Below are 22747 nucleotides of genomic sequence, written 5' to 3'. Positions count from 1 at the left end.
AAGGGACAGACGATGCACGAGGTAGAGAACTACCGCGGTGCCTACGGCCAGGATCGGTACCAGCTGGCCATGAACACAGACCTGCCGCTGGGCGCGGAGCGACCCATCTTCTTCGTTCCCGGCGCCGGACAGATGGAACTGGTCAGCAAAGCTCAGAAATGGACGCAATGGGGTCCGTTTCTCATTGTGGACGAGTACGTGGGCTGGTACCGGGAGGCGTTGCAACTTCGCGAGACCGTGGTGATCGGTGATTGGAGCCCGATCTGCAAGTTCAACATCTCCGGTGGAGATGTCCACGAGTTCATGCGGTTCCTGCAAACCCGGAAGGACTTCGCTGACATCAAGATCGGCCAGTCGATGTACACCGTGATGGCTCGCGAGGACGGCAAGGTCATCCAGGATCCCCTGATCACCCGTGTGTCCGAGGACACCTACATGATCACCACGGACCAGATCGACAGCTGGCTGCAGCACGTGATCGAGGTCGGGAACTTCGACGTGCAGGTCACCGACATTCGCACCCAGTACTGCCTGATGTCGATCCAGGGTCCGAACTCCACTGCGCTGATGAACGACGCCGCCGGGAATTCGATGGAAAGCCTCGGCTTCTCCCGGCTGCAGGCCACCGAGATCGCAGGCATACCGTGTGAAATCCTGCGGCAGGGATTCACCGGCGAGGTCGGCTACGAGATCTACGTCGAGGCCGATCGAACGAACGACCTCATCGCCCATCTCGTCGAAGCAGGCGCCAAGCATGGACTGGGCTTCCTTGGCAACTACACGTCAAGGCTGACCCGGGCCGAGGCCGGACTGGTGATGCTGCACTTCGACTATCAGTGCGCCTTCGAGGGGGATCCCGGCATTCTGCGTCGCAACCAGCTCGATCCGGAGATGAGCTATTGCTCCCCGTTCGAACTCAACCTCGACTATCTGGTAGGACTCGACCGCGAGGACGACTTTATGGGCAAGGCCGCGCTGCAGGCCGAGATTGACGCAGGCGGCCCGGCCCGGCGAATGAAGGGGCTGATCTGGAACAGTGACGACGTGATCGAGCTGTACGCGGCTCAGTTCAGGGACGAACCGTCGCCGCCGCCGATCCAATTCCCGCATCCGCTGTTTCCTGAAGCCTTCCCGATCGTTCACAATGGGCAGCAGGTTGGATGGGCGACGAGCGTCTGCTACAGCCCGATAGTTCGCCGAGTGTTCTCCTTCGGCCGCATAGACGTGGGGTTGACTGGGCCGGGAACAGAGGTCACCATCAGCTGGGGAGGCGGCGAGTTCCCGGTGATGGAGATACGGGCCGAGGTGGTGGATCCACCGTTCGTGTCACGCAAGCGCGCCAAGAACCTCGCGGCCGGGTCCTGATCCGGCGACGACACGCCATCTGCTGTGCCGGGACACCAAAACGACATTCCTTCGGAACCGGCGAAGTCCGCAGTGCTGCATGCTGAGGGCATTACCAAGGCCTACGGGAGCCTGCTCGCCTGTTCCGATGTCGACTTCGATCTTCGCGCGGGCGAAGTCCACGCCCTGTTGGGAGAGAACGGAGCGGGCAAGAGCACACTGATGAAGATTCTCTACGGGCTCGTGCGCCCTGACCGGGGAACCGTTTCGATTCACGGTCAGCCGATGCGGCTCCGCAGTCCCCGAGACGCCAAGGCAGCCGGAATCGGGATGGTGTCTCAGCACTTCGAGTTGGTGGACAACCTCACGGTCTGCGAGAACGTGGCCCTCGGGATTCCGTGGTGGCGGTCCAGTCGGCTCTCCCGGCTCGCGTCGGAACTCGCGGACTTCTCATCACAGCACAGTTTGGAGGTGAGCCCGCACGCCAGGGTTGGCGACCTCCCCATCGGGCTTCAGCAACGGGTCGAGATCGTCAAGGCCCTCTTCGGGGGGGCAGAGATCCTGATCATGGACGAACCGACCGCGGTGCTGTCACCGGTCGAGTGGACCGGCCTCCAACAGGTGATCAGGTCGCTGGTCACCGACGGCAAGTCCATCGTCTTCACCGATCACAAGCTCCATGAAGCCCTTGCCGTCGCCGACCGCTGCACCGTGCTGCGTCGCGGCCGCAAGATCGGAACCGCCGACGCTTCCGACGCCGATGAGAAGACCATCGCCAGGATGATGGTGGGCCGAGATGTCTCGTTGCTCTCAAGGAACGCCCCCAACACACCCGGAGATCCAGTCCTCGAGCTGAGATCGGTCTCCACCGCCTCAGCTGCGCACGACGCGAATCTCGACGATGTCTCCTTCACCGTGCACCGGGGTGAAATCTTCGGGGTCGCTGGCGTGGAGGGCAATGGCCAGAGCACGCTGGCCGACGTGTTGACTGGGCTGATAGTGCTGACCGAGGGCGAAGTACTGCACTACGCCTCGCCGGAGACGTCAATCCCGGGGGACGAAAAACGCTCAGCCACGGGGCTGATTCCCGCCGACCGGCATGCCATCGGCAGTGCAGTCGATCGCTCGCTTCGGGACAATCTGATGTATCGCGACTTTGCCGCAGCGCCGCTGTCGAAACGGGGGTGGCTGCAGTTCGGCGCTATCGATCAGCACTGCACGAGGCTGTGCGAACAGTTCGACATCCGCGCGCCTGGTTTGCACGCCGCCTTCTCTGACCTCTCGGGAGGGAACCAGCAGAAGGCAGTGATCGCACGCGAGATGCACAACCATCCGGAGTTGCTCGTCGCCGTCCATCCGACCCGAGGCCTCGACGTCGGCGCCATCGAGTTCGTCTACGAGGTCATACGGACCTTCCGGGGCGCGGGCGGCGCCGTAGCGCTCATTTCAGAGGAACTCGACGAGATCCTGGCTCTATCGGACCGGTTCGTCGTGTTGTTCAAGGGCAGGCCGAGCGAGGTGATCCGCCCCGACGAAGCGGACCTCACCGACATTGGCCTGAAGATGACAGGCGCGTCGGCGTGAGTTGGCAGCCGACTCGATCCGCAGCCTTTCGACCGGTCCTGGCCTCCGGCGTCGCGCTTTGTCTAGCGCTGTTGATATCGGCGATCATCCTGGTTCTCAACGACCACGATCTCGGCACAGTGGTCAACGCGGTGTTCCAAGGGGCCTACGGCGGGACTCGCCCGGCCGCGTCGACTCTGAGCAAACTCATCCCGATCATGCTCTGTGCCACCGGCTGGATCGTGGCCTTCCGGGTGAGGCGCATCAATATCGGTCTCGAGGGGCAGATCATCGCAGGAGGTCTGGCGGCGGGGTGGGTCGGCATCAATATCGAGGTGCCCTGGGGGCCGGCCCACCTGCTGATGGCCGTGGCGGCCGGACTCGTCGGCGGAGCGCTCTATGCCGGCATCGCTGCATGGATGTGGGCGCGAGCCGGCGCGAGCGAGATCCTCACCACTCTGATGCTCAACCTCATCGCCATCCAGGTGCTCGCCTGGGTCATCCGGGGTCCCATGCAGGACAAGGGCAGCGGGTTTGCCCGCAGCGAGAGCGTCAGGGACTCGGCCCAGTGGCCCGAGATGTTCGGAGGCACCGCACTCCATTGGGATGTCATCGGGGTGGTCGCGCTGATCGGCCTCACCTGGCTCGTGCTGGCCAGGACCACGTTGGGCTTCCGCTTCGACATGGTCGGCGCCAATCCCGAAATGTCCCGCCACATGGACGTGTCTCCGACTCGCTTCGGAGTGCTGGCCCTGCTCATCTCGGGCGCGCTGGCAGGCCTCGCCGGCAGCTCCCGGATTCTGGCTGGCGAAGTCACCACGGTGTCCGACAACTTCAGCGCGAACTATGGATATGACGGCATCGTCGTCGCTCTGCTCGCACGCAACTCGATTCCAGGCCTGCTTCCCGCTGCGCTCCTCATTGCCACCTTGCGCCAAGGCGGGGGTGCGCTGCAATCTCGAGCAGGGGTCTCCTCGGAGATCGTGCTGGTGGTGCAGGGTCTGATCATCCTCGCCGTGGCGGCCAGCGTTCTGCTCGAGCATCGCTGGGGACGCCAGCGGTCAGGCGTACCTGTACCCGAGGCGGTCGGTCATCCGACGGGAGGGTTGTGATGGAGCCCTTCGACGCGCTGTGGCTAGCAGCCACCATCCGCCTGGCGATCCCGTTGCTCTTGGCCGCGACTGGCGAGCTCATCTCCGAACGCTCTGGCGTGCTGAATCTGGGACTCGAAGGCATGATGCTGTCAGGCGCGTTCGTCGGCTATTGGGCCGCAGAAGGCAGTGGGAGCATCACCGCGGGCATTCTGGCCGCCGTTCTGGCCGGCGCTTTCGGGGGCCTCCTCATGGCTGCGGTGGCAATAGGTCTGCGTGGAGACCAGGTAGTCGTCGGGATCGGGCTCAACATCCTCGCCTTGGGCGCTACCAACTACGCGCTGGAGCGAGCCTTTCCCGGCGGTTCTCTGCCGATCGACCGGCTTGACCCGATCGCCATTCCCGTTCTCAGCGAGATCCCCTGGATCGGCGGGGCGCTCTTCGAGCAGAATCTGCTCGGGTATGTCGCATTCGGTCTGATCGGGGTGGTTGCCCTGATGCTCGGTCGAACCGGCCTCGGACTCGGGATCCGAGCGACGGGACAGAACCCGTCGGCCGCGAGCGCCGCTGGAGTGAGTCCCCTTCGCACACAGTGGGTGTCGACGACGATTGCGGGAGCCTTCGCCGGCCTAGCCGGCGCGTACCTGTCCATCGGCTCGGTCGGCGTCTTCAGAGAGGCCATGACCTCAGGACGGGGCTTCATCGCGATCGCGATCCTGGTGTTCGGCCGATGGCGGCCAGCGGGCGTGCTGGTTGGCGCACTGCTCTTTGGCGCGGCCGACGCCCTCCAGCTGAGACTCCAGGCCGAGTCAGCTGTTCCGGCGTCGGTGTGGATGTTGATCGGCATCATCGCCGCACTGCTGTTCTGGCGCAGTCTCAGACGCACCGAGGTGGTCGGGCTGCGAACCCTCGGCCCGCTGGCGGCAGTGTTTGTGGCCTCACTCGTTCTTCTTGTGGTCCGTCCTGAGGTCTCCATACCCAGCCAGATCTTGCTCGCTGCGCAATATGTCGTGGCGCTCGTGGCACTCCTTGCGAGCCGCCGTGAGACCAACATGCCGAGATTCCTCGCCACCCCTGTACCCCGCAACTGAAGGAACACAATCGATGCATAAGACAAGGAATGATGCCGGGTCGAGCGAAAGCGATTCTGTCGACATCGTGCTGCTAGGGCAGAGGATCCGCCTCGTCCGCACCGATCAGGGCATGACTCTCGCAGACGTAGCTCGGGAGACGGGGTTGTCGACTGGCTTCTTGAGCCAAGTCGAGAACGGGTTGACGAACGTCAGTCTGGGCGCGCTCTACAGAATCGCTGGCGCGCTCAAGATCACCGCACCCGAACTCCTAGCCCAGGGCGCGGAACCAATTGTGAGCGTTGTCCGGCGTGACGAGGGCGTGTGGAGGAGCGCTGACGAAGCGGATCCTCCGCAGCTTGCTCGGATGCTCACATCGACGCCACGTCGACGAATGGAGCTACGTGAATGTGTCGTGCCCCCCGGCTTCAGAAGTGATCCTGCATGGACACATGCTGGTGACGAGATCCTCTATGTCCTTGAGGGCACTGTTTCGGTTGAGCTTGAGGGTCATGGAGTTGAAACTCTAGAAACTGGAGACACCATGGTATTCGAGGCGAGCGTGCCTCACCGATGGATCGGTGGGGATTCTGAGGCCCGACTTCTCAATATTGTCGTTCTGCTTCCGGGGTTGTCGCCGACCCTCTCGCAGGATGTCCCGGACCACTTGGCCTGAGAATGTGTCGGGCACGAGTCGAAGAAAGAGAAACTTAATCCGATGAGTCTAGAGTTCTTTGGTTCCCCGCTCACCGATCGACTGTTTGCCTGCAGTCCCTTTACTGCTGCGGCTCGAAGGGCGAATGTGCAGGGCGCTTGGGCGACTTGGGGTGATAATGCGCTACCCGAGTTCTTTTCCAGTATCGCCCTAGAAACTGCTGCAATCCGCAATGCAGCAATGCTGGAGGACAAGTCACCTCTGGCCAAGATTCATGTTCATGGGCCCGATGCAGCACGTTTCATCAATCGACTCATTCCGAGAGATGCAACGCAGATTGCCATCAACCATGCGTACTACACACCATGGTGTGATGATCTTGGGAAAGTCATCGTTGAAGGCATGTTGCTTCGACTGAGCGAGACTGACTTCATCGTCACAGCAGGTTTGATGAATCGATGGCTATCGAGGCAGCGCGGACGCCTTGACGTTGTTTGCGAAGACGTCACAGATCTGTTTGGGATTCTCGCATTGCAAGGACCGAACGCTCTGTCGATTCTACAAGAAGCGACCGGACACGACTGGTCCGATCTAGGGTTCTCACGGGGACGCCGAGCAGAATTCTCCTCGGTGCCAGTACACGTTTGGCGTACGGGATTCACGGGAGTCAAGGGCTACGAACTCTGGGTTCCCCCGGAAGCCGGAAACAACGTTTGGGAGGCACTTGTATCTACGCCTTCTGGGGCCTCGATCGAGCCGTGTGGGCACGCGTCTCAAGACATCGTTCGCGTCGAGGCTGGTATGGTGCTTCCCGCCATCGATTATGCACGAGCGGGTCCAGATTCCGTACAAGCGCATAGCTATGGCTTGGTAGATGATGCGTACCATGCTTCGCCGTACGAGCTCAATCTCGGACGCTTTGTTGACTTCAGCAAGGGTGACTTTGCCGGAAGAAGCGCACTCTTTGCTGAGAGTCAAGCTGGAGGCATCGGACGTCGTATTTGGGCCATGAGAGTTGATTGGCGTCAGCTTGTGTCGTCATACTTGGAGCGCGACGAGATGCCCATCGTCAACGGAAAAATTCGGCGTATCCCCCCTATGGAGCTGCTCAGCGGGGGTGACGTGACTGGATTCGCGACAAGCATCGGGTGGAGTTCGAACCTGAAGGAAGTAATCGGATTCGCCCACTTGCCAGCTCACCTGGATCCTCATGAAGTTGTGTTCTTGAGGTGGGATGAGAGCGAACACCCGATCGATGTTCCGGTTTCGCTCTCGACACTGCCATTCGTGAAGCCGTCACGAAAATAGGAGACACGGTGTGAGAGACGCGCCGGTGTCCTCCGAAGACAGCCAAGACCGGTCGCTGAGCGGCGTCGCGATCAGCTTGCTCTGCGATGTCCAGATTGGCAGCGACCACCCGGGGACGGCTGTGGATGGCCGCATGAACCGCCACGGCTCGTCGAAGCTCCGCATGTGCCCGACGTCGGTGCAGTAAGGGCCGTGTGGGGTGTTGAAAGCGTCAGATTCTGAGGCTGAATCGCTTCGGTCAATCTCAAGGAGCACGAATGACTACAGAATCACCGTTCGGCACGTCTCCGATCGAAGTGGTGGACCAGTTCATCGCCGACATCAATGCCCAAGACCTCGACTCGGCACTGGGGCGCGTTGCCGAGGACTGCTACTACGACAGTCCCGATCAGCGATATGACCGGCCGCGACAAGATGCGGGAGTGGCTCGAGCCGACGTTTCGGATCGGCGGCAACGTCAAGTTCGAGGTGCTCCGTCAGACTGCGTCGGGCAATACGGTCATGAGCGAGCGAGTCGACCGCTTCAACACCCGCTCCGAGCGTCTCATTGAACTGCAGGTCATGGGCGTGTTCGAGATCAACGACGGGCTGATCACGTTCTGGCGTGACTACTTCGACAATGACGGCTACATGCGCCAGGTCCGCGGCAGTTGAGTGATCCGCTAGGGCTCGGCGGTCACGAGTCGCCGCGTCAGGGCACCGAGCGCAAAGTCCACGTTGGCGATGCCGTCACCCTGAAGCGAGCAGCGACGCGGTAGCGACATGGCCATCATCCGCACCGCTCGACGGCCAGCCGTGCGCACGGCTGCCGGCGAGAGCTGATTGTCGGCTAACGCTCGCCATTGTCGTACGTGTAACCGGGCACGCTCGTGACTCATGCCCTCATATCGCAGGAAATGACCTCGTCAGCCCACGCCAGTTCGGTGGCGCTGAACTCGCCGTGCTCGCACTACCCGCTCACGGGCCGGTTCCGTGATGAACTTCGTAGCCTCGCCGCCAGATGGCCGAGTTGGCACGGATCGTTGGTGCGGCATTGGTCGCAGGGCTGGTCCTGGGTTGCACCGGCAGCACTGCCGAACATCCCGAGGCGACAGATCAGCCCCCTCACCAGGTCGTCAAGTGCCTCGGCGTCATCGATGCGATCCCTGAGCCCGTTCCCGGCTACACGGCATACGGTTCGGGCGGCGGGTTCGTCGCGCTGCCCTCAGGGGTGTTGCAGCTCGGGCGATCCTGGTCGGGGGTCCCGGGCCATGCGGACTATCGGTTCGCGAAGTTCGGGCTGCTCGTGCGTCGCTCCCGCCAGGCATCGCTCGAGATCGTGAGAGCCCCGGACGACGCATTCCTTGACTACGGGCAGATCGAAATGGGGTCTGCCAGTGCACTGACGGTCGGTCCTTGCGACACGCACGGTCCCCTCTGCGAGGCCGACTCGGCCGGGAACACGAGCGGATGGCCGTGCGGGGCCGCTCGCGGTGAGTGGCTCGTCTGGGCGGGTGGCATCTGGGTGAACGAGCCCGGCTGCGTCGAGGTGCTGGCCCCCTCGGGTGACGAGGAGATTTCCGTATGGCTGGCCGCCGGCGCATCCTGCGACGGGCGGGCCTAGTTGTCCGATCAATCCTCGACGGGCTCCGCCGGCACCAGCGGAATCCAACGCGGCGTGATCTCTCGCCTGCCCATTCCCGGCCGACCGATTTCTGCGAGGCGCCACCGTGGTGACGACCTGAGAGACTTGGAGTGGGCAGACCTCAACGACCTCGAGGCCCACCGCTTCAGCGGCGACCCAGTCTGATCCGCGCACCGCAGACGCTCGAAAAACCAATGGCGGCCGCGGGCGTGTCGCCATAGATTGCATCTCAGCCTCGCCGCCGGGCTGAAACGGCGTGCCTGCCTCATCACACTGCCCACGAGACCGCTCCCCTGCCGAGCCTTGCCGACTCGCTCACAGTGGTCCAAGGGCGCCCGTCGGGGGGGCTGCCCGGCCCCGCGCCTGCACATGCTTACACTTGAGGAGAAACCCGTGGCCATCGACGAGATCGAACGGAATGCACTGGTGAACACGCTCATTACCACACTCGGCGAAGATCCCGCTGCCACCCTCATGAAGACCGTCTGGCCCCAAGGCACCGACAATCTCGCCACCAAAGACGACCTGCGCAAATTCGCCACCAAAGACGACCTGCACAATCTCGCCACCAAAGACGACCTGCGCAAATTCGCCACCAAGGACGACCTGCGCGCGCTCGAGGAACGCATGCGCGCCTACGTCGACAGCGCAATCGCCAGGCAAACCCGCACGATCATGCTGACCATGGCAGGGTTCATGACGGCCCTGATGGCGCCGCTGTACGCAGGGCTGCTCGCCTAGACCTTCCTATCGGGACTTCTTGAGGAAATGGGCCCCTCGGGCGGCGAGGGTGCTGCCACAGGATCTTGCGAGACCTGAGAGACTGGGCGCCGTGGCCCACAACGTTCTCGGCAGTGAGCTGCAGCCCTGCTCATATGACCCGCTCACCGGTTGGTTTCGGGATGGCTGCTGCAACACAGACTCCGGCGACCACGGAGTCCACACTGTGTGCGTCGTGATGACCGCTGAGTTCCTCGAGTTCTCCTCAGCGGCTGGCAACGACCTGTCTACGCCGCAGCCGGCGGGCGGCTTCGGTGGACTGTCCCCCGGCGATCACTGGTGCCTGTGCGCGGCCCGCTGGACCGAAGCACTCACCGCGGGAGCCGCACCCCAGGTCGTGCTGGAAGCGACCCATGCCCGCACCCTGGAGTGGGCTGACCTCAGCGACCTCGAGGCCCACCGCTTCAGCGGCGACTCAGTCTGATCCGAGCGCCGCGAACATCTTGCGCTGCGTTCTGTGCGCCGCGCCGCGGCAGTGGCAACGCCCGCAGGAACGTCGCTATCAGAAATGTTGCCAAACGGGTTTGTTGCGGTATATCTCGCGGTAGTAGTCGGCATGTCTCAGTTGCTGGCCGGCAGCTTCGTCGACGATGACCGTGGTGTGGGGGTGTAGCTGTAGAGCCGATGCTGGCATCATCGCAGTCACCGGTCCCTCCACAGCCTTGGCGATCGGTTCGCTCTTGGCCTCACCGGTGGCGATCAACACAACATGTCGAGCCTCGAGAATGGTGCCGATGCCCTGGGTGATCCCATGGTGGGGGACCATGTCCGGATCGTTGCCGAAGAATCGGGCATTGTCTTCGCGGGTTGCCGTGGTGAGTGTCTTCAGGCGTGTTCTCGACACCAGCGAGGACGGCGGCTCGTTGAATCCGATATGGCCGTTGCGGCCGATGCCGAGCAGCTGCAAATCGATTCCACCGGCGTTTGCGATGCGCCGCTCGTAGGTCTCTGCCGCCGTGGCGAGATCCGCTGGGGCGCATTGCGGAACGACCAGAGCGTTCGCTGGAACGTCCACCTGGTCGATGAACTCGCGCTCGATAAAGCTTCGGAGCAACTGTGGATGTTCGGGGTCAAGGCCCACGTACTCATCGAGCAGGAACATTCGCGTGCGAGCGAAGCTCACTCGCCCATTGCCGTGACGCTCGATGAGCTCGTGGTAGGTGGGAAGTGGGGAGCTGCCCGTGGCCAGCCCGATGACCGCACGATCGGCGCCCCAGAGCAGACGCTCGAAAGCGTCGGCCGCGATGATCGCAGCCTCCCGGGCGGAACCAGTGATGACGATCTCCATTGCGGCTACGAGACCTTTGCGAGCGATCCTCGGAGACGCTGCTGAGCTGCATCGTCGACGTATGAGACTTGACCACCTGGCGGTGGCGACAAGGTAGAGGATCTTCATGGCTGCTTGTTCGTTGGGGAAGTGTCCTCGATGGCGCACTGCTCTGCGGAAGCGGGCGTTGAGGCTCTCGACGGCGTTGGTATCGGGTATGAAATCTGGTGCTCCGTGTTCGGCGGCGGTCGGGTCTTCTAGGTTCGGGGTTGTCGGGTTCGGGGTGTTTTGGAGGAACAGCTAGGGCAGGCCGATCTACACGTTGAGCTGCGAGCTCGTGTTAGTACTTGGCCGCCCCTGCGACCGGCCCGATTGCGCTGTGAGCGCGAATCCGTTTTTGTCGTGTCCGCCCGGTGGTTCCTCGATCCGATGCTGGAGAGGAGACCTAGCTGTGGTGCGTCATATCGGGATGGATGTGCATCGTTCGTTCGCGCAGATCGCCGTTGTCGAGGACGGGCTGGTGCGCGACGAGGGCAGGATCGGGGTGCGTCCCGAGGACCTGCGCCAGTGGGCAGCGGAGTTCTGCGAGCCCGGCGACGAGGTCGCCTTGGAGGCAACGACGAACTCTGATGCGATCGCGGTGATGCTGCGCGACGTCGTGGCCAGGGTTGTGGTGTCGAACCCGCGCAAGACCAGAGCGATCGCTGAGGCGAAGGTCAAGACCGACAAGGTCGACGCCCGCATCCTCGCGCAGCTCCTCGCGGCCGATTTCTTGCCCGAGACGTGGGTGGCTGACGAGCGGACCAGGATGCGGCGCCGGCTGGTGGCGCGCCGGACCCATCTGGTGCGCCAGCGGACCCGGCTCAAGAACCAGGTGCACGCCATCTTGTCGCGCAACCTGGTGCCGACATGCCCGCACGCGGACATGTTCGGCGGCGTCGGCGGTCGCTGGCTCGCCCGACAGGCGCTGCCCGCTGATGAGCAGCGCAGCGTCGACGCGTTGTTGCGCCAGCTCGACTTCGCCGGCGACGAGCTCGCCCTGGTCGAGCGCGACATCGCTGCCGACGCCGTCGGGGACCCGGTGGTCGCCAGGCTGATGACCGTTCCGGGCATCAACGTCACCGTGGCCGCCTCGATCGTGGCCGCGGTCGGGGACTTCTCCCGCTTCGAGTCCGCGGACCGCCTCGTGTCCTACCTGGGCCTGAACCCCAAGGTCCACCAGTCCGGCAACGGCCCCGCCCGCCACGGCCGGATCACCAAAGCCGGCCGGGCACAGGCCCGAGGGATGCTCGTCGAAGCCGCCTTCAGCGCGTCGCGGGCCCCCGGTCCGCTGCGGGCGTTCCATCGCCGCATCAAGACCCGGCGCGGGTTCCAGATCGCGACCGTCGCGACCGCCCGCAAGATGACCGTGCTGTGCTGGCATCTCGTCACAAAGCAACAGGACTACGCGTTCGCCCGCCCCAGCCTGGTCGCCCACAAGCGCCGATCCCTCGAGCTCGCCGCGGGCGCCCCGTCGCGCCGGGGCCCCGCCGCCGGGCCCTCGCGGGACTACCACAACAAACCGCTGCGAGACGCCGAGAAGGCCATCGTCGAGCAGCAAGAACACGCCTACGAAGTCCTCGTCGCCCACTGGCAGCCCCAACGCCCCCACACCACGACTTGACAATTTCATCCGTGGTATAGACGACGCGGCGCAGCTCGGGCGGGAACTCCAGGAACGGGACGAACTCGTCCCAGGCCTGGCGCCAGGAGCCGATCATGGCGGGGTAGGTGCCTTCCCAGTCGCCGGCGAAGGCCTCGAAGCGTGCCTCGGCGGCCTCGACGGTGGGAGACGTGTAGATGTCGCGCATGGCCTTGGTGATGGGCCCCCAGTGCTTGGTGGATGCGTAGCGCAGGCTGTTGCGCACCATGTGCACCACGCAGGTCTGCACCGTCGCGTCGGGCCAGGTCGCCCGGATCGAGGAAGGCAGTCCTTTGAGTCCGTCGCAGCACACGATCAGCGCGTCGGCCAGACCTCGGTTGCGCAGCTCGGTGAGCATCGTCGCCCATTGCTTGGCGCCCTCGCCGCCGGCGGGGCCCAGCCACAGGCCCAGCACGTCGCGTTCGCCTTGAAGATCCACGCCGATGGCCACATACACGGGCCGGTTGGCGACCTGGGAGTCGCGGACCTTGATCACGATCGCGTCGAACCCAGCACCGCGTAGACCGCGTCGAGGGGCCGGTTCTGCCACACCGCCATGTCCGCGACGATCCCCTCGGTGATCTTCGAGATCGTCTCCCGGCTCACCGAGGTGTCATAGATCTCTTCAAGATGCGCCTGGATCTCCCCGGTCGTGAGCCCCTTCGCATAGAGGCTGATCACGTTGCCCGACAGCCCGTCGAGACGGCGCCGATGCTTGGGCACCGTCACCGGCTCGAAGGACCCAGCACGGTCACGCGGCACCGCCAGATCGACCTCGCCGATCTCGGTGGTCACCCGCTTGGGGGTCGACCCATTACGAGAGTTCGGGGTCCCGCGGCCCTCGACCGCATGGCGCTCGTAGCCCAGATGCTCAGTCATCTCGACCTCGAGACCGGTCTGGAGCACCTGGCGCACCAGCCCGGTCAACAAGCCGCCGTCGCCGGTCAGCTCCACGCCCTCGGCGCGTGCCTGGGCCACCAGCCGCTCGGCCCAGTCCTTCATCGCTGCCTCGTCGCCAGCTTCGCTTGCCGGCACAGCCGGCATGTCATGATCAGTCACAGACATGATCCTTCCTGTTGTGCGTCTGAGTTTGCCGCGGAGGGTCCACCGTGGAATGAACCAAGTCTGATCGTGTTCTCGCTGACGCGTGAAGGAGCATCAGATGACTGTCAGCGAGGGTCGGCGTCGACCGAAGAAGCTGTCCGCGGAGACGAAGTGGGAGATCTACTTGCAGGTCACGGGCGGAGAGATCACCCAGGCCGACGCGGCCCGGAAGTGGGGGGTCGATGTGTCGACGATCATCTCCATCCGCCGGACGGTGAAGGACGCGGCGCTGGCTGCGCTGGCCCGCAAGCCGGGTCGCCCGGCCACCGAACGGAACTGGGAGCTCGAAGCGGCCCGGGCAGAGATCGGTCAGCTCACCGAGGCGATCAAGGTCCAAGCGATCGAGTTGGCCATCGTCCGGGGAAAATCCGGCTGGGACTGAACGGACCGGTCCCGGCGAGAGTCCCCGCCGAGGCCAAAGAGCTGGTCCTCAACACCGTCGACGACGCCGTTGCCGCCGGGTTCTGGCACACATGGGCCACCGGTGTGTGGCAGGTCTCCGACGACCGGGTGCACCGCTGGCGGGCCCGCCGACGCGAGCTGGGCACGCTCAGCGACCTCGCCCCGGGCGGCGCGCCGGTGCATGCCTTGCTGGCCGACGAAGTCGCGGAGGTCCTCGCTGTCGCTGAAGAGTGGGGACCGGTCGACCGGTCGCACCGCAAGCTCGCCCACCGCGGTTCCTATGTGGGCCGGGTGTGGGTGGCCCCCTCGACGTTCCGGCGCGTTCTGGCTGCCCACGGGCTTGTGCTGCCCGAACAGCCGCCGACACCACGGCGGCCCCGCACGCCGTGGCCGCACTGGCTGGTCTGGGAACCGAACAGGATCTGGATCTGGGACGTCACCCACTTCGGGCAGGCCCGGCGCTGCGTGTTCGCCATCGTCGACATGGTCTCGCGCTACTGGATCACCAGCCTGGTCTCGACCGAGGAGACCTCCACCCAAGTGCGTGTCATCTTCGACCAGGCGTTGCTAGCCCAAGATCTCGACGAGCTGCTCACCGACGACCGCCTCGATCTCGACATCGACGACCCCGACCGGCCGATCCTGCTCGCCGTGTCCGACAACGGCCCGGCCATGACCAGCCCCCACACCCGCGCCTACATGGCGATGATGGCCATCGCCCAACACCACGGCCGACCCCGCACCCCCACCGACCAAGCCTGGATCGAGAGCTTCTTCGGGCACATCAAGCACGAATGGCCCCACCTCGACGAGATCACCGACCCGGCGTTGCTCGACACAGAGCTGGCACGCATCCGGATCGACTACAACGAAGTCCGGCTGCACGAAGCGATCGGCTACCTCACCCCCGACGACGAACACCACCAACGAGGAGAACCGATCCGCGAGGCCCGCCGGCAAGGCCTCCAACGAGCCCGCACACGACGGCTCCACCACAACCGCCGGACCACCACCAACAACCCCGAGAACACAGCATGACTTGGTTCATTTCTCAGCCGATCTCCGCGGAAGACTCAGACACACCTCACTTCCCAGCCCACAGCCCTCAGCTGCGGACCCTCAGATCACGCCCGATACACAAAAATTCCGACAGTCCCGCGGTCCACGATGCCCGCATAGGCGACACGCCTTTGATGTTCGTTGATTCACCCTGGGTTTCGCGCAGGCGTGTGACCTAGGCGTTTGCGCTCGCATGTGGGGGTCGTTGTCGCTAGTCCTGGAATAGTAGTTGCTATTACTGCAGCTCATAGCATTGGCGTGTATGTGGCGTCGTGTGTTTGTCTCGTTGGCGGTGGTGTGTCTGGCGGGTGTGGCGCCGGTGGGCGCGGTGGGTGCGTCTGAGCATTTGGGCGCGGTGGAGGTGGTGCGTTTGGGGGGTGCGGATCGGTATGGCACGTCGTTGTTGGTGGCCGAGGCGGTGGCTGCTGATGCGGGCGGTTCGCTGGAGTGGGTGGTGGTGGTTTCGGGCGAGAGCTGGCCTGATGCGGTGGTGGCGGCGGCGGCGGCGGGCGAGCTGGGCGCCGCGGTGGTGCTGACGCCTTCTGGCGGTGTGCGCGCGGACGCGTTGGAATTCTTGTCCGAGGCTGGTGTGTCGCGTGCGTTGGTGATCTCGACGGGCGATGCGGTGTCGTCGGGGGTGGACGCGCAGCTGGGGGCTGCGGGTGTGTCGGTGGAGCGTGTGGGGGGCGCGGACCGCTATGAGACGTCGGTGGCGGTGGCTCGCCGTTTGGGGGCGCCCGGTGTGTTGGGGACCCAGGGCCGCACGGTGCTGGTGGCCAGCGGCGAGGTGTTCGCCGATGCGCTGGTGGCAGGGCCGCTGTCGGCTCATGGGGGCCATCCGGTGCTGTTGAGCCCCCAGGACGCGTTGCATCCGTCGGTGAGCTCGTATCTGGGCCGGTCGGGGGCTGATCACGCGGTGGTGCTGGGCGGCACCGCGGCGTTGGCCGCGCAGGTGTCCGACGCTGTGGCGGCGCTGGGGATCGGTGTGCAGCGCGTGGCGGGCGCGACGCGTGTGGGCACCGCGACGCGCACGGCTGCGTTGACCGCCGCCCAGATGGTCGATGGCTGCCCGCGGCGCGCGCAGCTGGGCCTGGCACGTGCCGATGTGCCCTTCGACGCGTTCGCGGCGGGACCGCTGCTGGCGGGGCGCTGCGCGGCGCTGGTGCTCTCGGGGACCCACGAAGTGCCCAACCTGACCGCGAGCTACATCAACCGGGTCCGCTCAAAGAACCTCGACGGCGTCACCGTGTACGTGTTCGGCGGCAACGCCGCCATCGCACAGACCGCCGTCGACGACTACCTCGAAACCACCGAACAACCCGACAACGGAGGCGGCGGCGGAGGCGGAGGCGGAGGCGGCAGCAGCAGCGGCGGCAGCAGCAGCGGCGGCAGCAGCAGCAGCGGCGGAGGCGGCGGCGGCGGAGGCGGCGGAACCGTCGTCAACACCGATTTGCCCGGGGTGCCGTTGGCACCGACAGAGTCCACGGCGACGGCGACGTCGCTGACGATGATCTGGGCCGAGCCCACCAACACCGGCCCGCCGATCACTGGGTACAACGTGCGATACCGCCTCTTGGGCGCCACAACCTGGACCGAGAACGACTTGGGTACGACGAGCATCGAGGTCACAAGCCTCAGCCAGGACACCTGGTATGAGTTCCAGGTAAGAGCAATCAACGCAGAGGGGCAAAGCGGCTGGTCCAGCAGCGGCACGGCCAAGACACTGGAAACATCGGGACCGGTAAACAACTCGCCGGTTTTCGACACTCTCGCCGCCGGTCTCTTTCACGTGTGTGCCATCGCGACCGACGGCACCGTCTCCTGCTGGGGCAACAACGGCGAAGGCCGGGGCGACCCGCCGGCGGGGACCTACAAGCACCTCGACGCGGGAGCCCGCTACACGTGCGCCATCGCGACCGACGACACCATCGACTGCTGGGGCAGCAACGACATCGAGCAGATCGCCGCGCCGGCGGGCACTTACCAGACCCTCATCGCCGGAGACCGTCACGCCTGCGCCATCGCGACCGACGGCACCGTGGCCTGCTGGGGATACGACGCCTTCGGGCAAAGCGTCCCGCCGGCGGGCACTTTCACGGCTCTCGACATCGGCTGGGAGCACACGTGCGCCATCAAGAGCGACGGAACCATCGCCTGCTGGGGATACCCCCCGTCGCTGTCGCCACCGAGCGGCACATACAAGGCCCTGGCCGCCGGCGAGGTTCACACGTGCGCCATCGCGACCGACGACACCATCGCCTGCTGGGGAGTGAACTACCAGAGACGCGGAGCGACCAGAGCGCCCACCGGCACCTACAAAGCCGTCGACGCGGGTGCCTATCACGCGTGCGCCATCAAGAGCGACGACACCATCGCCTGCTGGGGATACAACCGCTACGGGCAAAGCGACCCGCCCGCAGGCACTTACAAGACGCTCGCTGTCGACGACGATCTCAGTTGTGCCGTCAGCACCGACGACACCATCGCCTGCTGGGGAGCCAACTCCTACGGGCAGGCCGACGCGCCCACAGGCACCTATGAGGCCATCACCGTGGCCGTCGAGCAGACCTGCGCCATCGCAACTGACGGCACCGTGGCCTGCTGGGGATACCACTACCTCGGGCAGACCGAACCGCTAGTAGGCACCTACCGATCCTTCGACGCGGGCTACAACCACACCTGCGCCATCAACAGCAACGGCACCGTGGCCTGCTGGGGATACGACGACGAAGGCGAGACTGACGGCCCCGAAGGCACCTACGAGGCTCTCACCTCGGGCTATGTCCACACCTGCGCCATCGCAACCGACGACACCGTCGCCTGCTGGGGCGGCAACTACGCCGGGCAGACCGACGCGCCAGCAGGCACCTACAAGGCCCTCGACGCGGGCTACGACCACACCTGCGCCATCAACAGCGACGACACCATCGCCTGCTGGGGATACAACCGACTCGACCAGACCGACGCGCCAGCAGGCACCTTCAAAGCCCTCACCGCAGGCACAGACCACACCTGCGCCATCAACAGCGACGACACCATCGCCTGCTGGGGATACGACTACCTCGGCCAGACCGACGCGCCAGCAGGCACCTTCAAGACACTTGCTGTCAACACCGATCACAGTTGTGCCATCAGCACCGACGCCACCATCGCCTGCTGGGGCAGCAACGATGCCGGGCAGACCGACGCGCCAGCAGGCACCTTCAAAGCCCTCACCGCAGGCACAGACCACACCTGCGCCATCAAGATCGACGACACCATCGCCTGCTGGGGCAGCAACGATGTCGGGCAGATCGACGCGCCAGCAGGCACCTTCAAAGCCCTCACCGCAGGCGCAGACCACACCTGCGCCATCAAGATCGACGACACCGTCGCCTGCTGGGGACAAAACGCCAACAGGCAGAGCGACGCGCCCGCAGGCACCTTCAAAGCTCTCTCGTTGGGCGAAACTCACACCTGCGCCATCAAGATCGACGACACCATCGTCTGCTGGTCACAGATGCCGGACGGGGTGCACTGGGTGTCTTGAACGCCGACCGTGCGACCTGTTGGCTCCCAAGACTCGGTCGTGGGCGTTGACCCCCCCCCCCCCCGTTGACCGGTCGGCACGGCCGTGGGGATCGTGACAGCCAACGCCTGGACGGCAGACACATGGGTGGTGATCGGCATGTCGTCATGCTTTGTGAATCCGAGCATCACGCACCCTGGCATTGCCCCGCGATAGTCCGGGATCTGCTGAAGATGTAGACCCTCTGGCGTCTCAGGCCTGCCGTGTGTTCAAAGTCACGCCGAGGGCCGCTGCGATGCGCCCAAGATCGCGCTCGTCGCTGGTGATCACGACGTCGCCCCGAGCGGAGGCCCCGACCACAACTGCGGCATCGACTACGTCATTGGTGCCCGCTGAGGCGCAGGCCGCGCCCGCAGAGCGAGCCCGAGTCTCATTGAGCGATTCGATCCGGCAGCCCGACAGCAGCCTCGACATCTGCGCCTGTGAACCGCCGCGCCAGCCCTGAGCCAACACTGCAGCGGGAACCGTCGGCATGATGCCATTCTCGAGCGCCCTCCGATGCATCGCCCAAAGGCGCCGCTCGCTGCGTTCAGCAGCAATCAGCGCGCCTGTGTCGTAGGTGAATCCGGGCACCACTAGGACTCATCCGGCCTCGTGACCGACGCGAGCACTTCGTCAGCCCACGCGAGTTCTTCGGCAGTCAACTCGCCGTGCTCGAGTTCCCACTCGCGCACCGCAGCAAGCCCTTCCTCGATACGGATCGCACGCTCCGCAGCATCATTCAGCCATGCAGACAGGCTGAGCCCACTCGCCGCTGCGGCACTGGCCGCGTTCTCGGCGACGGATTCGTCCAGTGCAATCGACAGCTTCTTCACGGCCACGAAACTGACGGTAGCACCGCATTCCTACCAAGCCGATTTCTGGCCGGTCGGGTTCGACTCCACGAGGTTGGCCGGGCCGGCGGCGGCGTGGTGGGTTGGGCCGCTAGCCGGAGCCCGGTTCTACGGGCAGGCCGGAGCCGGTGGCAATTTCCCACAGGAAGCCGTCGGGATCGGCGAAGTACCCGGAGTAGCCGCCCCAGAATGCGTCGGCGGCGGGCTTGACGATGCTCGCTCCGGCCGCCTCCGCCGCCCGCAGCACGGAGTCCACCTCGGCGCGTGTGGCCACGTTGTGGGCGATGGTGAATCCGTGCATCGCGGGCTGTGGTGTGCCCTTTTGGTCGGGCCATCCGATGTCGTCGGCCAGAGCGTCCCTCGGGTAGAGCCCCAGCAGTTGGTTGGCGAGCGCGAGGAAGGTGATCTCATCGCCTCCCGCCTCGTGCTCGGGGAATCCGAGCCCGTCGCGGTAGAACCGGGTGGACCGGTCGAGGTCCGAAACCCCGAGGGTGACGATGCTGATGCGGGGTTCCATCAGGTTGCTCCTCCGTGCGGTGCCTGTCAGCAACGGGCCGGCGGGACCCAAGGACCGCACGCGTTGCATGGCACCTAGTCGGCGGCGGTGGCCTCGACTTCGAACATGAGCGAGGGGATGGCGAGCCGGGTGACACCGACCAAGGTCATGGGAGGGGCGGCGTTTGTCGACCCGAGTCGGGCGCCGAGGACGTCGAAGTTCTTGAGGGATTCGTCCACGTCTGTGGTGTAGATGGTGAGCCGTGTGACGTTGGCGAGACCCATGTCGGCGGCGCTCAGGACGGCTTCGAGGTTGTCGAGGGAGAGCGTCATCTGGCCCCGCATGTCGCCTGCGTGCTGCGGCTTGCCTTCGGCATCGACCGAGGTCTGGCCTGCGCAGACCAGTTGCCGACTGGCTCCTTCGATGATTTCGGCTTGGTTGAAGCCGAAATTCAGCGACCAGGGCCATGGGTTGACTGGTGTTCTGTTCATTCGGTGTGTCTCCTTCTCGTCAATTTGCTTGTTGCGATTGATTTGGAGCCGCTCTTGTGGTCCTGCACGAACGAGACCGTCATTTTCGGGCCCTCATCCGCGCAGCGCATGACCCCACCGCGAGGCGACGCCAAGCAGCGACGCTCTAGCGGAGACATACCGTCGGACACCCAGACCGGGCGTACACCGACAGAACCACCACTCGTGCGGCAAAGGGTAACCGTGCACCCACTATCGGCGCGACGCTGACGGTCCCGGCGGGCTGTGTCGCCCAAGCGTGGCGCAACCCACGCCGTCAAGCACGACTCGCAGCACTGCTTCGCACGCCCGAGATCGACATCGTCCCGCTGGATGCGAGCGACGCGCGTCTGGTCGGCGTTCTGCTGGCATCGACGCAGACCACCGACACCGTCGACGCGCACGTTGCCATCTGCGCCCTGCGCTTGAGCCTGCCGGTGCTCACCAGCGACCCGGGCGACCTGTCACGCCTATCGGCTGAGATCCAGACTGTCCGCGTGTAGCCACCGAGTCACCCGGTGAGCCGCCGGGGTTCACTCTGCCTTCGGGTTCGTATTCGGCCTGGGTCTTGAGCGGAAGGAGTCGGCGCAGGTCCTTGGCGACTGCATTGCCGTCGGCGAACTCTTGAGCTTTGCGGGCGTATGCACGCACTTGGGCAGCTGACACGGGTCTTGTCCGAGACGACCTAGACATCGGCCATGTCCTGGAGCTCGTCGAGGGACGCACCGAAGACAGCTACGCCATCGCGTGCGATTTCTTCCCACACATGGCCGCCGTCCGACAGCTTCTCGACGGCTGCGGTCAGCCCGACCTCAATGACCTCGATGCCGTTCCCCGCGATCGCTCCGGCGTTCTCGCGCCACCGGTCCATCGCTTCGGTCCATGCGTCATCGTCGGGGTCCACCTCGTCGGGGCGCACCACGACGACATCGATGTCGCTTGTCCGGTCAGCCTCGCGGCGGGCGAATGACCCGAAGATGATGATGCTCGCAGGCGGCTGGGGCAGATTCCCTGCAGCGGTGCCGATTCGGTCGAGCACGCTGTCTCGCAATCGAGCCAGCTCGACGACGACTCGAGCGGCCTCGTTGTGGCGATTGAGGCGGAACAACGACGACGGCGGCACCTCTCGTCGCTCCACCAAGCCGAGTTCCACGAGGCCGGGAATCACACGCGACGCCTGTGATGCGCTCACGCCGGCCAGCCGAGCCACGGCGCGCAGGTTGAGTTCAGCAGATGTCTCCGCGAGCACAGCGAGCACTTGTCCTTGCGCTCCTGGGATCACGGCACTGACCGGATGCACGAAATCCATGCCGACACCCTAGTTCTATAGCCAGCACATATGCAACAATCGTTGCATATTTGAATCACCCCGGGTTTGGTAGAGGCTCGGGTTGTTGTGTCATGGCCGGGGTGGCTGTGGCGGTTTGACGGTAGTAGGCGGTTTCGTGTTCGGCGGGTGTGGTGTAGGTGCGTCGGCCGGGCAGGATGCTGCCGTGGCGTCGTCGCTGGTTGTACCAGTCGACGTATTCGAGGGTGGCGAACTCGACGTCGCTGAGTCCGTGCCAGGGCCCGTGGGGGTAGATGAGCTCCCATTTGTAGAGGCCGTTGAACGACTCGATCATCGCGTTGTCGTAGCTGTCGCCCTTCGAGCCGACGGATGCGACGATGTCGTTGTCCGCCAGCCGCTGCGAGTACCGGATCGACAGGTACTGCACTCCCATGTCGCTGTGATGTGTGAGCCCGGAGAGGTCTGCGCCGGCGCGGCGTCGGGTGAAGATGGCCATCTCGAGCGCGTCGAGGGCCAGGTCGGTGCGCAGCGAGACCGAGGCCTGCCAGCCCACGACCGTCCGTGAGAACGCGTCGATCACGAACGACACGTACACCCAGCCGCTGTGGGTGCGCACGTAGGTGAGGTCCGCGAGCCACAGCCGGTTCGGGGCCGAAGCAGTGAAGTCCCGCTTCACCAGGTCGGCGGGCCGGCAGGCGTCGGTGCCCGCGATGGTGGTGCGCACTGCCTGGCGGCGGGGGCGCACACCTTGAAGGCCCAACTGGCGCATCAGGCGCTCGGTGGTGCAGCGAGCCACCCCGATGCCCTCGACGTTGTTGAGGTGGTCCCAGACCTTGGCCGCCCCGTACGCGGAATAGTTCTCTGCGTGCACCCGGGCGATCACCCCACACAGGAAAGCGTCGCGCACAGCCCGGGCCGAAGGCTGCCGGGTCTTGGCCGCGTAATAAGTGGACGGGGCGATCCCGACGCCGTGCCCGCAAAGCACAGCGCAGATCGGCTCGACCCCGAACCGGTCCCTGTGGCCGTCGATGAACGCCACTACCTCGCCGACTGGCGGTCGAGCCCCTTACCCGAAAAAAGCCGACGCCGCCTTGAGGATCTCGTT

Annotated in this window: 23 protein-coding genes, 2 pseudogenes and 1 other annotated feature; of the genes and pseudogenes, 16 read left to right on the top strand and 9 right to left on the bottom strand. The window is 64.9% G+C overall.

Translation table 11 applies throughout. The features are described from left to right. Window positions 1–12 precede the first annotated feature (12 nt). The 11 genes from ACOOHB_RS18210 to ACOOHB_RS18160 all read left to right on the top strand — a co-directional run bounded on the left by ACOOHB_RS18210 (window position 13) and on the right by ACOOHB_RS18160 (window position 9859). A complete protein-coding gene (locus ACOOHB_RS18210) occupies window positions 13–1365 on the top strand; it encodes an aminomethyltransferase family protein (protein WP_420446206.1) in 1353 nt (450 codons plus the stop codon). Between the two features lie 24 nt (window positions 1366–1389). Further along, a complete protein-coding gene (locus ACOOHB_RS18205) occupies window positions 1390–2928 on the top strand; it encodes an ABC transporter ATP-binding protein (RefSeq protein ID WP_420446205.1) in 1539 nt (512 codons plus the stop codon). 71 nt (window positions 2929–2999) lie between these two features. Continuing rightward, window positions 3000–4019, top strand: a complete 1020-nt coding sequence (locus tag ACOOHB_RS18200) for an ABC transporter permease (RefSeq protein ID WP_420446204.1) — start codon at window positions 3000–3002, stop codon at window positions 4017–4019. Next, window positions 4019–5089 (top strand): ABC transporter permease, encoded by a 1071-nt coding sequence (locus tag ACOOHB_RS18195; protein WP_420446203.1) that lies wholly within the window; start codon window positions 4019–4021, stop codon window positions 5087–5089. Before ACOOHB_RS18200 ends, ACOOHB_RS18195 begins: the two co-directional genes overlap by 1 nt. A 13-nt stretch (window positions 5090–5102) precedes the next feature. Continuing rightward, window positions 5103–5744: a helix-turn-helix domain-containing protein gene (locus ACOOHB_RS18190; RefSeq protein WP_420446202.1), complete on the top strand. Its 642-nt coding sequence runs from the start codon at window positions 5103–5105 to the stop codon at window positions 5742–5744. A 42-nt stretch (window positions 5745–5786) separates the two neighbouring features. Beyond that, window positions 5787–7031, top strand: coding sequence for an aminomethyltransferase family protein (locus ACOOHB_RS18185; protein WP_420446201.1), 1245 nt, complete (start codon window positions 5787–5789; stop codon window positions 7029–7031). Window positions 7032–7041: 10 nt separating this feature from the next. Continuing rightward, a complete protein-coding gene (locus ACOOHB_RS18180; RefSeq protein WP_420446200.1) occupies window positions 7042–7218 on the top strand; it encodes a hypothetical protein in 177 nt (58 codons plus the stop codon). Between the two features lie 137 nt (window positions 7219–7355). Then, a complete protein-coding gene (locus tag ACOOHB_RS18175) occupies window positions 7356–7685 on the top strand; it encodes a limonene-1,2-epoxide hydrolase family protein (RefSeq protein ID WP_420446199.1) in 330 nt (109 codons plus the stop codon). A gap of 346 nt (window positions 7686–8031) precedes the next feature. After that, window positions 8032–8634, top strand: coding sequence for a hypothetical protein (locus ACOOHB_RS18170; protein WP_420446198.1), 603 nt, complete (start codon window positions 8032–8034; stop codon window positions 8632–8634). 414 nt (window positions 8635–9048) lie between these two features. After that, on the top strand, window positions 9049–9396 hold the full coding sequence (locus ACOOHB_RS18165) for a hypothetical protein (RefSeq protein ID WP_420446197.1): 348 nt from the start codon (window positions 9049–9051) through the stop codon (window positions 9394–9396). Window positions 9397–9487: 91 nt separating this feature from the next. Further along, complete coding sequence (locus ACOOHB_RS18160; RefSeq protein WP_420446079.1) at window positions 9488–9859, top strand: DUF2237 family protein; 372 nt, start codon at window positions 9488–9490, stop codon at window positions 9857–9859. Window positions 9860–9937: 78 nt separating this feature from the next. Here the strand turns inward: ACOOHB_RS18160 and nagB are convergent, their stop codons facing one another. Next, a complete protein-coding gene (nagB, locus tag ACOOHB_RS18155; RefSeq protein WP_420446080.1) occupies window positions 9938–10723 on the bottom strand; it encodes a glucosamine-6-phosphate deaminase in 786 nt (261 codons plus the stop codon). A gap of 87 nt (window positions 10724–10810) precedes the next feature. Then, a pseudogene (locus tag ACOOHB_RS18150) lies at window positions 10811–10912 on the bottom strand (transposase); the annotation flags it as partial. Between the two features lie 244 nt (window positions 10913–11156). Here ACOOHB_RS18150 and ACOOHB_RS18145 point away from each other — a divergent pair. Beyond that, window positions 11157–12365: an IS110 family transposase gene (locus ACOOHB_RS18145; protein WP_420446937.1), complete on the top strand. Its 1209-nt coding sequence runs from the start codon at window positions 11157–11159 to the stop codon at window positions 12363–12365. A gap of 1 nt (window position 12366) precedes the next feature. On the opposite strand, the pseudogene ACOOHB_RS18140 reads toward ACOOHB_RS18145, so the two are convergent. Further along, window positions 12367–13427 (bottom strand): annotated as a pseudogene (locus tag ACOOHB_RS18140) (IS256 family transposase); the annotation flags it as partial. 118 nt (window positions 13428–13545) lie between these two features. On the opposite strand from ACOOHB_RS18140, the gene ACOOHB_RS18135 reads away from it, so the two are divergent. The 3 genes from ACOOHB_RS18135 to ACOOHB_RS18125 all read left to right on the top strand — a co-directional run bounded on the left by ACOOHB_RS18135 (window position 13546) and on the right by ACOOHB_RS18125 (window position 18477). Beyond that, entirely contained in the window at window positions 13546–13869 is a 324-nt protein-coding gene (locus ACOOHB_RS18135) for a hypothetical protein (RefSeq protein WP_420443611.1), read from the top strand. A 104-nt stretch (window positions 13870–13973) separates the two neighbouring features. Continuing rightward, window positions 13974–14927 carry a transposase gene (locus ACOOHB_RS18130; RefSeq protein ID WP_420446196.1) on the top strand — a complete coding sequence of 318 codons (954 nt, stop codon included), beginning with the start codon at window positions 13974–13976 and terminating at the stop codon, window positions 14925–14927. A gap of 283 nt (window positions 14928–15210) precedes the next feature. Further along, window positions 15211–18477: a cell wall-binding repeat-containing protein gene (locus tag ACOOHB_RS18125; RefSeq protein WP_420446195.1), complete on the top strand. Its 3267-nt coding sequence runs from the start codon at window positions 15211–15213 to the stop codon at window positions 18475–18477. 231 nt (window positions 18478–18708) lie between these two features. On the opposite strand, the gene ACOOHB_RS18120 is transcribed toward ACOOHB_RS18125, so the two are convergent. From ACOOHB_RS18120 to ACOOHB_RS18105, 4 genes are all read right to left on the bottom strand, one after another. After that, complete coding sequence (locus ACOOHB_RS18120) at window positions 18709–19089, bottom strand: twitching motility protein PilT (RefSeq protein ID WP_420446102.1); 381 nt, start codon at window positions 19087–19089, stop codon at window positions 18709–18711. 2 nt (window positions 19090–19091) lie between these two features. Then, window positions 19092–19337 (bottom strand): hypothetical protein, encoded by a 246-nt coding sequence (locus ACOOHB_RS18115; RefSeq protein WP_420446103.1) that lies wholly within the window; start codon window positions 19335–19337, stop codon window positions 19092–19094. 103 nt (window positions 19338–19440) lie between these two features. Beyond that, complete coding sequence (locus ACOOHB_RS18110; protein WP_420446194.1) at window positions 19441–19866, bottom strand: VOC family protein; 426 nt, start codon at window positions 19864–19866, stop codon at window positions 19441–19443. A gap of 74 nt (window positions 19867–19940) precedes the next feature. Beyond that, entirely contained in the window at window positions 19941–20336 is a 396-nt protein-coding gene (locus ACOOHB_RS18105) for a RidA family protein (protein ID WP_420446193.1), read from the bottom strand. Window positions 20337–20569: 233 nt separating this feature from the next. On the opposite strand from ACOOHB_RS18105, the gene ACOOHB_RS18100 reads away from it, so the two are divergent. Continuing rightward, window positions 20570–20857 (top strand): PIN domain-containing protein, encoded by a 288-nt coding sequence (locus ACOOHB_RS18100; protein WP_420446936.1) that lies wholly within the window; start codon window positions 20570–20572, stop codon window positions 20855–20857. Between the two features lie 182 nt (window positions 20858–21039). Here ACOOHB_RS18100 and ACOOHB_RS18095 read toward each other — a convergent pair whose 3' ends face one another. Together ACOOHB_RS18095 and ACOOHB_RS18090 are read right to left on the bottom strand one after the other, a co-directional pair. Continuing rightward, window positions 21040–21663 (bottom strand): helix-turn-helix domain-containing protein, encoded by a 624-nt coding sequence (locus ACOOHB_RS18095; RefSeq protein WP_420446192.1) that lies wholly within the window; start codon window positions 21661–21663, stop codon window positions 21040–21042. A 55-nt stretch (window positions 21664–21718) separates the two neighbouring features. Further along, window positions 21719–22681 carry an IS3 family transposase gene (locus ACOOHB_RS18090; protein WP_420446191.1) on the bottom strand — a complete coding sequence of 321 codons (963 nt, stop codon included), beginning with the start codon at window positions 22679–22681 and terminating at the stop codon, window positions 21719–21721. Beyond that, window positions 22595–22724, bottom strand: a sequence feature (AL1L pseudoknot). Its footprint overlaps the gene before it by 87 nt. Window positions 22725–22747: the final 23 nt, after the last annotated feature.

The organism is Candidatus Poriferisodalis sp., from assembly GCF_965215815.1.
Lineage (GTDB): Bacteria > Actinomycetota > Acidimicrobiia > Acidimicrobiales > Poriferisodalaceae > Poriferisodalis.
This window is presented reverse-complemented; position numbering and strand designations above follow the sequence as displayed.